The 11,750-nt window shown below is 65.8% G+C and carries 9 protein-coding genes; 5 read left to right on the top strand and 4 right to left on the bottom strand.

The genetic code is table 11. From position 1 onward, the window contains the following. The first annotated feature begins 128 nt into the window (after positions 1-128). The 3 genes from KDB67_RS13465 (at position 129) to KDB67_RS13455 (ending at position 4,177) form a co-directional block, all read left to right on the top strand. Positions 129-1,700, top strand: coding sequence for a hypothetical protein (locus KDB67_RS13465; RefSeq protein WP_291016445.1), 1,572 nt, complete (start codon positions 129-131; stop codon positions 1,698-1,700). 33 nt (positions 1,701-1,733) lie between these two features. Further along, positions 1,734-2,450 carry a DUF305 domain-containing protein gene (locus KDB67_RS13460; RefSeq protein WP_291016443.1) on the top strand — a complete coding sequence of 239 codons (717 nt, stop codon included), beginning with the start codon at positions 1,734-1,736 and terminating at the stop codon, positions 2,448-2,450. Between the two features lie 260 nt (positions 2,451-2,710). Further along, positions 2,711-4,177, top strand: coding sequence for an acyltransferase (locus tag KDB67_RS13455; protein WP_291016440.1), 1,467 nt, complete (start codon positions 2,711-2,713; stop codon positions 4,175-4,177). A 91-nt stretch (positions 4,178-4,268) separates the two neighbouring features. Here KDB67_RS13455 and KDB67_RS13450 read toward each other — a convergent pair whose 3' ends face one another. From KDB67_RS13450 to KDB67_RS13440, 3 genes are all read right to left on the bottom strand, one after another. Next, positions 4,269-5,243, bottom strand: coding sequence for an SGNH/GDSL hydrolase family protein (locus KDB67_RS13450; RefSeq protein ID WP_291016437.1), 975 nt, complete (start codon positions 5,241-5,243; stop codon positions 4,269-4,271). A gap of 89 nt (positions 5,244-5,332) precedes the next feature. Then, positions 5,333-7,870, bottom strand: a complete 2,538-nt coding sequence (locus KDB67_RS13445; RefSeq protein ID WP_291016434.1) for an ATP-dependent Clp protease ATP-binding subunit — start codon at positions 7,868-7,870, stop codon at positions 5,333-5,335. Positions 7,871-8,194: 324 nt separating this feature from the next. Next, on the bottom strand, positions 8,195-8,779 hold the full coding sequence (locus KDB67_RS13440; protein ID WP_291016432.1) for a hypothetical protein: 585 nt from the start codon (positions 8,777-8,779) through the stop codon (positions 8,195-8,197). Positions 8,780-9,221: 442 nt separating this feature from the next. Here KDB67_RS13440 and KDB67_RS13435 point away from each other — a divergent pair, with 442 nt between their 5' ends. Together KDB67_RS13435 and KDB67_RS22410 are read left to right on the top strand one after the other, a co-directional pair. After that, positions 9,222-10,103, top strand: coding sequence for a lytic murein transglycosylase (locus tag KDB67_RS13435; protein WP_291016430.1), 882 nt, complete (start codon positions 9,222-9,224; stop codon positions 10,101-10,103). A 48-nt stretch (positions 10,104-10,151) separates the two neighbouring features. After that, positions 10,152-10,358, top strand: coding sequence for a DUF433 domain-containing protein (locus KDB67_RS22410; RefSeq protein ID WP_366852257.1), 207 nt, complete (start codon positions 10,152-10,154; stop codon positions 10,356-10,358). A 78-nt stretch (positions 10,359-10,436) separates the two neighbouring features. On the opposite strand, the gene KDB67_RS13430 is transcribed toward KDB67_RS22410, so the two are convergent. Next, positions 10,437-11,750: a M18 family aminopeptidase gene (locus KDB67_RS13430; protein WP_291016427.1), complete on the bottom strand. Its 1,314-nt coding sequence runs from the start codon at positions 11,748-11,750 to the stop codon at positions 10,437-10,439.

The following is an 11,750-nucleotide window of genomic DNA, read 5'->3' as shown; positions in this document are numbered from 1 at the left end:
GACGCACTGTCCATCGCCGAGGTGTCGGCCCGCACCGGGCTGACCCGCAGGACGTATCCGAGCGAACGCGAACGGCGTTGACGAAATCGGCCTCGTTGTTCCGCCGGCGGCACTAGAGTCCGGAAGAAATGAACGGTCATCGGAATCTGTCTCAACGCGCCCGGCGGCGGATCGGCGTCGTCGTCACCATCGCCGCGACACTCGTCGCGAGCGTCGGTCTTGCGGCTCCCGCCAACGCCGGCAATCACTACTTCATGGACTTCGGCAACACCGCGGTCAAGCAGGCCGACTGCGGGCCCGGGTCGTCACCGGAGACCGGACTGTCCGGCGATGTGCCCGCGGCCGACCGCGATTCAGGACGCAGCGAACGCGGCTACAACTGCAATATGACCCTGCTGGGCAAGGTGCAGGGCGCCGGCGGCGGCATCGTCTCGGCCAACTACGACCACTGCTCCTACACAGGCAGCATGATCAGCACCGCCATCACCAAGAAGAACACCGGTGTGCAGGTTGTCGACGTCAAGGATCCGCGCAACCCACGGATCGTCGGGAAGCTCACCGCACCCGGCATGCTCGGCGGCACCTGGGAGACCCTCAAGGTCAACAAGAAGCGCAAGCTGCTCGCCGGCACCGCGGTACCGCTGCTGTGGGGCGGTGGCTTCTTCGCCGTCTACGACATCTCCGACTGCGCGCATCCCAAGCTCCTCAACACCGGCCCCGGCACCACCACACCGCTTCCGTTCACCTCGCACGAGGGCGGGTTCTCCCCCGACGGAAAGACGTACTGGGCGTCGGGCCTGTTCCCCGGGCACCTGTCGGCGATCGATATCAGCGACCCGCGCCGGCCGAAAGTGATCTGGCAGGGGCTGCATTCTTTCGTCGGACACGGATTCGGCATCTCCCCCGACGGTAACCGCATGTACCTGTCCAACATGGCCGGGATCACCGTCCTCGACACCTCGGCCGTGCAGCGCCGCGATCCGTACCCGCAGGTGCCGCACATCGCCGCATACCACTGGCCCGACGGGCAGATCAACCAGCACACCATTCCCGTCTTCTACGACGGCCACGCCTACGCCATCACCATCGACGAGGCCGGCTCGGGCGGGGTGAAGATCTTCGACGTCGAGCAGGTCAACAAGCCGAAACTCGCCGCCCAGATCAAACTCGAGATCAACCTGCCGGCCAACCTCGACGCCAACCTGCGCTCGTCGATGGGCGGTTCGATCTTCAGCTACAACGCCCACTACTGCTCGGCCGACCGCATCGAGAACCCGACGGCGCTGGCCTGCGGCTGGGAATCGTCGGGTATCCGCGTCTTCGACATCGCCGACCTGAAGAAGATCACCGAGATCGGCTATCTCAACCCGCCGACCTACCGCAGCACCAATCCGTTCGGCCTGCCCAACTCGCCGCATGCGCTCGGCTCGATCATCGGTGTGCCCGCGATCGAGTTCATGAGCCTGGGCATGCAGACGATCAACGGCAAGGTACGCCTGCACGAGGCGATCGGCCCACGGACCGGGATGATCGCGCTCGGTGACCGGTCCACGGACTGGTGCATGTCCCCGCCGGAGTTCCGCGGCAACCAGATCTGGGCCACCTGCTCGGACACCGGATTCCTGGCCATGGAACTGAGCAAACGCGTGTACACGCCACCTGCGAACCAGGACACCACGCTGGGGAACTCCGCGCCGTGATGATGCGGAACCGGAGATGATCCGGAACCGGGGATGAGGCGGTTCCCCAGGACTGTCGTCCTCGCGGTCGGCGCGCTGGGTGTCGCGATCCTGCTGCTGTCCGTCGGGATGGTCGCGGGCGCGGCCTGGCAGTCCCGTGACGACGACAGGGCCCCCGTGATGACCACCGTCGACGTCGGTTTCGCCCAGGACATGTCCGTGCACCACGATCAGGCGATCCTGTTGTCGACGACGGTCGCCGGACGCCCCGGCGTCGGGCCCGAGATCTCGGGGCTCGCGAACCGGATCATCACGGCGCAGACCGCCGAGAACGCCACCCTGCGCGGCTGGCTCACCTGGTTCGGCAAGCCGCTCACCTCCGGGAACCCGATGGGCTGGATGGCGGCCACACACGACGACGCCGCCACGGCTTCCGGGCACGGTCGCGGTCACGGCGCCACCGCGCAGACCACCACCTCATCTGCGCCGCGTTCGTCGGGATCGGGACCGGCGATGGCCGGCATGGCCAGTACCGACGACATCTCCAAGCTCGCCGGTCTCACCGGTCGCGACGCCGAGGTGTGGTTTCTGCAATTGATGATCCGGCACCACCGGGGCGGACTGCTGATGGCGAAGGCCGCGTACAACAGCGACGACGTCTCGGACATCGTCAAACGGACGGCCTACGAGATGATGACCGACCAGGGCGAGGAGATCTCATTGATGACGATGCTGCTGACGGCTCGCGGTGCCCAGGCTCTGCCTGCCTGATGTGATTGCTCTGCCTGACTGATGTCATTGCTCTGCCTGCCTGATGTCATTGCTCTGCCTGACTGATGTGATTGCCCCGCCTGCATCCCGGTGTAGCCCGTGCGGTTGAACGCCACAATCGGGGCTCACGGGGCGGGCGAAGCACGCCCCCGGCGTAAGTGCGGGTAGCCTTGCCCACGATCAGCACAATCGGCCGCTCGAGTTCAATGCACGGCCGAGGCGAGACGGAGGCCCCCATCACCATGGAGGAACGCACGTCCATGCGGGCGAAGACCGGCGTGGATACGACCACACAGCCCCAGGACCCCGCATCGGCGACGCCGGTACCCGACCCGGTGTCGACGGGCCCGGACGGTGGCCCCGTCGTCGCCAAGCCGAAGCGGAATGGTCATCTCTATCAGATCGACCTCGTCCGGCTGGTCACGTTCGCCGCGGTCATCTTCGACCACGTCATCCTCGGCCTCATGTCGGCCACCGCCGTAGTCGCCGGCGGCGTCGGCCTCCTGTGCCGCTACACGCGGTATTCGTTCTTCGCGCTCACCGGCTTCGTGCAGACCTACCAGTACCGCGACCGCGAACTGAAACCGGTCGACTACTGGCGGCGCCGCTACAAGCTGATCGGTCTGCCGTTCCTGGTGTGGAGCCTGTTCTACTGGGGCTACACGCGCTACCGGCGCGGCGGCATCGACGCGCTCACCGACATCTTCAACAGTTGGCACAGCATCGGTATCGCCCTCAAGAGCATCGCCTACGACCTGATCACCGGTCACGCGTTCTACCACATGTACTTCATGTCGGTGAGCATGCAGATCTACCTGGTGTTCCCGGCAGTCCTATGGGTGCTCAAACGCACCTGGGGATACCACCGCTACCTGCTCGCGATCAGCTTCGCCTTCCACGCCTGGCTGATCTGGCGGATGATGCTGCCACCGCTGGAGTTCTTCGCGTCCGGACTGCCCGGCACATTGTGGAGCCATCTCACGATCACCCTGCTGCCATACCAGTTCTTCATACTCTCCGGCGCCGTCGCGGCCATGCACCTGGAGGCGTTCCAGGCGTTCATGATCCGCTGGCGTCTCCAGCTCATCTCCGGCGCTCTCGTCGTCGTCGGGTGCACACTGTGGTGGTACACCGCCGCTTACCACGGTGGCCTCGGCAATGTCATGAACGGTCCCGCGTTCGACCGTATGTTCCGCGCCACCAACGTGTTCTCCATCTACAACGTCGCCGCGTTCATCTCGATCATCGTGATCCTGTACTGCCTGGGCACCGTTTGGCAGGAACGCCGGTCCAAGGGTTCACTGGCCGACAAGTTCATGGCGAAGGCCGCCGACCGGTCCTACGGCATCTACCTGGCGCATGCGCTCGCCCTGGCCGAGTTGATGAACTTCCTGCGTAAGCATCCCGACGGCCCGCTGTGGCCCAAGATCTTCCTGACCTACATCGTGACCTGCACGCTGACCGTGTTCGTCGTCGAAGTGCTGCGCCGCAGCCCGATCAGCCTCATCACCACCGGCCGCAGCACCATCGACTGGCGTGAGCAGAACGAGGTGCGCAGTGCGGCCGTTGCGGTCGGCGCGATCGCAGTCGGCCTGGTCCTGCGCTACGGCTTCGAGATGGTGGTCGGCCAGCTGATCACGAGTACCGGTCTACTGCTGCTCATCTCCGCCGGGGTCGTCGCTTACAAGCGACGCCGCGCGGCCGTCGAAGAGGGCGCGATCGTTTAGGGCGTGTCTCCCCTATCCACTGTCTGACAACGCACCGGGCCGGTCTCGATAAGACGAGACCGGCCCGGTGCGTTTCTGGTGCCAGGAAGGATCAGGCGCCGGTACGGCTGCCGGCTTGCTGGGCGCGGCTCGGCCGGAGTGTGTCGATGACCAGATCAGCCACACCCGTCTTACCGGCTTCCGACGGGTGATAGGGCACGGGCGGGGTGAAGCCGGTCACCCACGGCGTCGGGGAGCACACCGTGTGCTGAGCGCCCGCGCGCGACGCCTCCACAAGGGTGACCCCGGTGGTCTGCGCGGCACGAGCGGTGGCCTCGGCCAGCCCGTTGAAGATGCGGACGGTCTGGGCCACCTGCTCGGGCTGCAACGGCAACCGCGCACACGACGGTTTACCGGCCTCGACGACCGGCGGATAGTCCACCAGCAGGATCTTGGCATGGGGCGCGCGCAGCCGGACCGCGTCGATCACCGCCACCATCGATCGCTCCACCTCCAGGTACGCCGACCTGCCCGGCTCGGGGAACGGGTCCCGACCGACCCGGCAACTGCGGATCGGCGAGTGCTTGAGGAAGTCCGGCAGCACGTTTCCGCAGCCATCGAGGATGAGCCTGCTCACGTAGTCGATGTCGTTGCCGCCGGTGGTGATGGTGATGACGTCGGCGTCCGAGGGCACTTCGTCGATCTGCGGCCGGCCACCGAACGCCCGCTGCGGCACATCGAGGATGTTGCGCGTCGTGGCGCCCGAGCAGGTGGCGTCGATGAGCTTCATCCCGAGCGTCTCGGCGACCTGATTGGGGTAGTTGTTCTTGGTTCGCAGACATGGCCCGATCACGAGCCTGCGCGGCCCGGGACCGGCCGCATACGAACTGCCCAGCGCCACGTATACGCGCGCGGACTCCTGTGAGTTGGATGCCGCCTTGACCTCGGGTGTGCTCTTCTCCACGATTACCACACCCGTGGTGACGACAGCTGCGGTCGCGAGGGCAGTCGCGGCGACCACGGTGGCGCGGATCTGGTCACGGAACGGACGTAGCACCGTCAGAGTTTCGAATAGCTGAGCTCTCACCTTGTGAGCTACCTCCTTCCACAACGGTGACGCCACCGTTGTCACGGTGGCGTCACGGGCGTTGCGATCTATTATGCCTTGCCGAGCTGTCAGCTCGCTTCGTCGGCGGCCTTGGTCAGTTCGACGGGCGCGTCCGGCAGGGCGCGCGGCTTGTCCGATCCGGCGAAGGTGAACTTCGCGTTCTCGCCGTCGCCCTCGCCGTCCCAGTTCTCGACGTCGACCAGCACGATCTGACCTGCGGTCAGTTCGCCGAAGAGGATCTTCTCCGACAGCTGGTCCTCGATCTCGCGCTGGATGGTCCGGCGCAGCGGCCGGGCGCCGAGCACCGGGTCGAAACCACGCTTGGCCAGCAGCGACTTCGCCTTGTCGGTGAGTTCGAGGGCCATGTCCTTGTTCTTCATCTGGGTCTCGACCCGGCCGATCATCAGGTCGACCATCTGGATGATCTCGTCCTGCGTCAGCTGATGGAAGACGATGACGTCGTCGATACGGTTGAGGAACTCGGGCCGGAAGTGCTTCTTGAGCTCGTCGTTGACCTTGAGCTTCATCCGCTCGTAGTTCGACTTGGAGTCGTCGGACTTGGTGAAGCCCAGGCCGACGGCCTTCGAGATGTCGCTGGTACCCAGGTTCGATGTGAAAATGAGCACAGTGTTCTTGAAGTCGACCGTGCGACCCTGACCGTCGGTGAGGCGGCCGTCCTCGAGGACCTGCAGCAGCGTGTTGTAGATCTCCGAGTGCGCCTTCTCGATCTCGTCGAACAGGACCACCGAGAACGGCTTGCGGCGCACCTTCTCGGTGAGCTGGCCGCCCTCCTCGTAGCCGACGTAGCCGGGAGGGGCACCGAACAGGCGCGATGCGGTGAACCGGTCGTGGAACTCGCCCATGTCGATCTGGATGAGCGCGTCGTCGTCGCCGAACAGGAAGTTGGCCAGCGCCTTGGACAGCTCGGTCTTTCCGACACCGGACGGGCCGGCGAAGATGAACGAGCCCGACGGCCGCTTCGGATCCTTCAGACCCGCGCGGGTGCGGCGGATGGCCTTGGAGACGGCCTTGACGGCGTCCTCCTGGCCGATGATCCGCCGGTGCAGCTCGTCCTCCATACGCAGCAGCCGGGTGGTCTCCTCCTCGGTGAGCTTGAACACCGGGATGCCGGTCCAGTTGCCCAGGACCTCGGCGATCTGCTCGTCGTCGACCTCGGCCACGACGTCCATATCGCCACTGCGCCACTGCTTTTCACGCTCAGCACGCTCGGCGACGAGGGTCTTCTCCTTGTCGCGCAGGCTCGCGGCCTTCTCGAAGTCCTGGGCGTCGATCGCCGATTCCTTCTCCTTGCGAGCATCGGCGATCCGCTCATCGAACTCGCGCAGGTCCGGCGGCGCGGTCATCCGGCGGATGCGCATGCGGGCGCCGGCCTCGTCGATGAGGTCGATCGCCTTGTCCGGCAGGAAGCGGTCGTTGATGTAGCGGTCGGCCAGGGTGGCCGCGGCCACGAGCGCGCCGTCGGTAATGGAGACGCGGTGGTGCGCCTCGTAGCGGTCGCGCAGACCTTTGAGGATCTCGATGGTGTGCTCGACGGACGGCTCGCCCACCTGCACGGGCTGGAAGCGGCGTTCGAGGGCGGCGTCCTTCTCGATGTACTTGCGGTACTCGTCGAGGGTGGTGGCGCCGATGGTCTGCAGCTCACCGCGGGCCAGCTTCGGCTTGAGGATGCTGGCAGCGTCGATGGCGCCTTCGGCGGCGCCCGCGCCGACGAGGGTGTGCAGTTCGTCGATGAACAGGATGATGTCGCCGCGGGTGTTGATCTCCTTGAGCACCTTCTTGAGGCGTTCCTCGAAGTCACCGCGGTAGCGGCTGCCGGCGACCAGCGAACCGAGGTCGAGGGTGTAGAGCTGCTTGTCCTTGAGGGTCTCGGGCACCTTGCCGTTGACGATGGCCTGCGCAAGGCCCTCTACGACGGCGGTCTTGCCGACACCGGGCTCGCCGATCAGCACCGGGTTGTTCTTGGTGCGGCGGCTGAGCACCTGCATGACGCGCTCGATCTCTTTTTCACGGCCGATGACTGGATCGAGCTTGCCCTCGGAGGCGGCGGCGGTGAGGTTGCGGCCGAACTGATCCAGGACCAGCGACGTCGACGGGGTGCCGGATTCGCTACTGCGACCACCGGTGCCGGCTTCCTGCGGCTCCTTGCCCTGATAGCCCGAGAGCAGCTGGATGACCTGCTGACGGACCCGGTTGAGGTCGGCACCCAGTTTGACCAGCACCTGCGCCGCAACACCCTCGCCCTCACGGATGAGGCCGAGCAGGATGTGCTCGGTGCCGATGTAGTTGTGGCCGAGCTGCAGTGCCTCGCGCAGCGACAGCTCCAGCACCTTCTTGGCGCGCGGCGTGAACGGGATGTGGCCGGACGGGGCCTGCTGGCCCTGGCCGATGATCTCCTCGACCTGGCTCCGCACGCCTTCCAGCGAGATACCCAGCGATTCGAGCGCCTTGGCGGCGACACCCTCACCCTCGTGGATCAGACCCAGGAGGATGTGCTCGGTGCCGATGTAGTTGTGGTTGAGCATCCGCGCTTCTTCTTGGGCCAGAACCACAACCCGGCGTGCGCGGTCGGTGAACCGTTCGAACATTGTTCTCCCTCACGTATCTTTTCCACCCGTCGCCACCGGGGTCCCGGGCGTGCCACCCGGAACCGGCAGATGACGGTCTCGTCACCGGTGCGACCAGTCTGCGTACCACTGTAGTGGTCGATGTCCGCCCACCTGCAGTTAATGTCCCTTCCGGCCGCGCCACGAGCATCAGCTCGCAGCGCCCTGACCTGCACAACCAGCGTCAACAGGGCACCATTCCGGCCTGAGTACGCCGTGAGCGAAACGACCAGAATCTGCCAAAAAGGGGTTGGCTCGGGCATATGCCCGAGCCAACCCCTTTTTGAGACGAAAGTTGCGCACTACCTACTCGATGGTGAACGAGGACGTGCCCTGGCGACCAGAGACCCGGTCAAGCACCGTAGCAGTGTAAGTGCCGGTGACTGTGATCCGGTCCGGGTGCTTGGTGCCGCTACACTCTGCGGTTTTGATCACTCCGGAGTTCTGAGGCCCGGTTATCTGAATCTCGATCTGACAGTTGTTGGCACTATTTGTACCCCCGGCCGAGGTACGGGCGTTGTACACGACTGCAGGCGTGAACTTGCCATCGTAGAGGGTGAAGAGACCCGGTCCGATCTTCGTACCATACGCGTAGCCGCCGTCTGCCCGCTTCGCCGTGACGTCGATTCCAACGACCCCATTGGACGACGGCCCACCGCTAGGCCTCTGGCCGGTGTTCGACGGTCCGGTGTTCGACGGTCCGGTGTTCGACTGCGGGCCGCCCGGTTCGGGTGAGCCGTTCCCGCCGCTCGACCCAGCGGCCGATCCGGTCAGCAGTGCTCCGAATATGTCCAGGCTTCCGACCGCGCTCGCTGGCGCGGCACTCAGGCTCGCAGCGGCACCACACGTGACCAGCGCCGCTGCGGCAATGCTCGCAACCATTCGTTTCATTGGTCCCTCGTTCCTCGATCTGACGGATTCAAACGGGCCCGGTCGCGCCGAAACGCAACGAGTTCACCCTGTTGAGCAGCGTATTCGCCATCGCGCACCACCGATGTCGGCCTTAGGGATGAAATTTGCCTCATATGCCGCTATTGCCGACTGCGGCGCGCGACCCGGGCAATACCGACATACGGGACCAGACGTCCGCCGCCTCGATCGCCGGGCGCACCTGATCAGTCCGCACCCTTCGTTCCGACCACATCGGCAGCCCTGTCACCCACCCAGGGGACAAGGTGTGATGACAATCACATATCCGAGGGGCAGGTCACCTACCTGCGGCAACGGCCTGTCACCATTCCGTTATCGGCTTGTTATGTAACGTCGTGATAACGCCGCGGGTACGAATTCATGTAGCGTCGCTCCGGAACATCCAACCGGGAAGGCGACTGAAGTGGGTAAGCACAGTAAGCCGAGCAACCACGCGAAGTGGATGGTGACGGCCATGGTGCCGGTGGCCGGGGGATTGATGGCCACCGCCGCGGCAGCCGATGCGCACGCCCCGGGAATTCAGGCTCTCGCCAACGCGACCACTCCCGACCAGGCGTCCGATGGCGCGAGCACCGCGCAGAAGCCCGGTAAGCATCGCACCGAACCCACCGTCCAGGGCGTCGCCGCGATCACTCCTGCCATCAAGTCCGTCGGACCGGCGTTCGTCCCACCCGTGCAGGGCGTCGCCGACATCACTCCGGCCGCCAAGCCGGTCGGACCGGCCTTCATCCCGCCCTCGCAGCCCGCCGCGGCGGTGTCGACCCCGTCGGCCGTCGCGACCGGCGAGATCCCGGTCATCAACTACAAGGCGTACAAGAACGCCGCCGACACGATGGCCCGCACCACGCCCGGCTGCGGCATCCCGTGGACCATCATCGGCGGTATCGGCCGCGTCGAATCCCATCACGCCAACATGGGTGACGCCTTCGCCGACGGCACTCTCAAGAACCCGATCTACGGCCCGACACTCAACGGCACCCTCGCCGGCAACCAGGTCATCACCGACACCGACGGCGGCGCCCTCGACGGCGACGCCGCCTACGATCGCGCTGTCGGCCCGATGCAGTTCCTCCCGTCGACGTGGAAGATGTTCGCCGCCGACGGCAACGGCGACGGCAAGGCCGACCCCCAAAACCTGTACGACGCCGCCCTGACCACCGCCAAGTACCTGTGCTCGGAGGGTGTCAACATGCGCACCGACGACGGCCAGACCCGGGGCATCCTGCGCTACAACCACTCCTATCAATACGTCTCCGACGTCCGCGAGCACGCCCGCACCTACTGACCGGTCGCACTCATCGCAGTACACGCGACGCCGACCTACACTCGTGACATGGCTGAGCAGGAACGGATCACCGCGAACCACCGGATCATGGGAGGCGTGCCGTGCGTCCGCGGCACACGAATCCCTGCCGCGACGGTGGGAGCCTCATCTCACCGGACCCTTCGTGACCCTCGCTCGTACCTCGCAACGGCCTCAGGGATCAAGGAGGCCACCACCAAGGCACCTACTAAGGGGCGGTCGCTACTTGATCCCTGAGGCTGAAGCGACGCCAGGAGCGAGGGACGCGTTGGGTCGGGTGAGACGACCGCATGGCACGACCACCTCGAACTCTGCCTATCGGGCGGTGGAGAGGTAGAAGGCTTGTAGGGCGGCGGAATACATGGGGACGTCGTGGGTGCCCATGAGTTCGCGGGAGCTGTGCATCGCCAACTGGGGGGCGCCGACGTCGACGGTGCGTAGGCCGGTGCGGGTGGCGGTGATGGGGCCGATGGTGGAGCCGCAGGGGAGGTCGGCGCGGTGGGTGTAGCGCTGCAGGGGGACGCCGGCGTCGGCGCAGGCCACGGCGAAGACGGCTTCTCCCAAGGAATCCGAGGCGTAGCGGAGGTTCTGGTTGACCTTGAGGACCGGGCCGCCGTTGATGGTGATGCGGTGGTTGGGTTCGTGGCGGTCGGGGTAGTTGGGGTGGGTCGCGTGGGCCATGTCGCCGGAGACACAGAAGCTGGACGCCATCGCGCGTAGGTAGTCGGCTCGGGATCCTCTCTCTGCCAACACTATTCGTTCGCAGATCGTGGCGAGGAAGTCGGAGGCGGCGCCGCGTTCGGAGCCGCTGCCCACCTCCTCGTGATCGAACAGGGCGAGCATCCGGGCGGGCCGATGGCCGACGGGTTCGGATTCGTGTTGACGGGCGGCCACTTGGTCATCAGCGTCGAGGAGTGCGCGCAGACCGGCGTAGCAGGTGCCCTGGTTGTCCAGGCGCGGGGCACTCAGCAGGTCCTGTTCGGCGCCGATGATGCGGGACGGGGTGACGTCGTGCGTCATCAGGTCCCAGCCGAGCAGGTCAACCGGTTCGATGCCCGCACGCCGCGCCACCCACGACAGAATGTCGGGTTCGGCGTCGGCAGTGTGCCAGATGGCGTTCACGTGCTTCTGCGGATCCAGGGACACGCCCTTGCGGTCCTCGGACAGGTGGATCGCCAACTGCGGTACGCGCAGCACCGGCTCGTCGATGAGGATCAGCCGGTGCTCCACACCTGTCGCGGTGCGATATGCCAGCCGCCCCGACAACCCGAGGTCGCGGTCGAGCCACGAGTTGAGCCAGGCACCGCCGTACGGTTCGAGCGCCACCACGCCCACACCGGCGTCGTTGCGGTCCGGGTGCTGTTTGAGCCGCAGGTTGGGTGAGTCGGTATGACCGCCGACGATTCGGAAACCCGCACCGGTATCGGCACCGCCGGACCAGGCGATGATCGATCCGCCGCGGATCACATAGTGCCGGCCCGCCGCCGACGGCCAGTTCTGTTCCTCGTACAGCCGGGTGTAGCCGGCGGCATCGAGAACGCCTGCGGCGGTGGCACATACGTGGAACGGCGACGGCGAGGCGTCGATGAATTCACCGAGACCCGCGGCCGTCGCACTGGTGCCGATCAT

The sequence above is a fragment of the Gordonia sp. (in: high G+C Gram-positive bacteria) genome (assembly GCF_020438995.1).
Taxonomy (GTDB): Bacteria; Actinomycetota; Actinomycetes; order Mycobacteriales; family Mycobacteriaceae; genus Gordonia.
The sequence above is the reverse complement of the archived record's forward strand: the minus strand, read 5'-3'. Positions and strand labels throughout refer to the sequence as shown.

Coding starts and splice junctions, on each gene's coding strand:
- KDB67_RS13445 (WP_291016434.1), bottom strand. CDS start 7,870: ATGTTCGAACGGTTCACCGACCGCGCACGCCGGGTTGTGGTTCTGGCC.
- KDB67_RS22410 (WP_366852257.1), top strand. CDS start 10,152: ATGGCTGAGCAGGAACGGATCACCGCGAACCACCGGATCATGGGAGGC.
- KDB67_RS13440 (WP_291016432.1), bottom strand. CDS start 8,779: ATGAAACGAATGGTTGCGAGCATTGCCGCAGCGGCGCTGGTCACGTGT.
- KDB67_RS13430 (WP_291016427.1), bottom strand. CDS start 11,750: ATGATCGGCACCAGTGCGACGGCCGCGGGTCTCGGTGAATTCATCGAC.
- KDB67_RS13460 (WP_291016443.1), top strand. CDS start 1,734: ATGAGGCGGTTCCCCAGGACTGTCGTCCTCGCGGTCGGCGCGCTGGGT.
- KDB67_RS13465 (WP_291016445.1), top strand. CDS start 129: ATGAACGGTCATCGGAATCTGTCTCAACGCGCCCGGCGGCGGATCGGC.
- KDB67_RS13455 (WP_291016440.1), top strand. CDS start 2,711: ATGCGGGCGAAGACCGGCGTGGATACGACCACACAGCCCCAGGACCCC.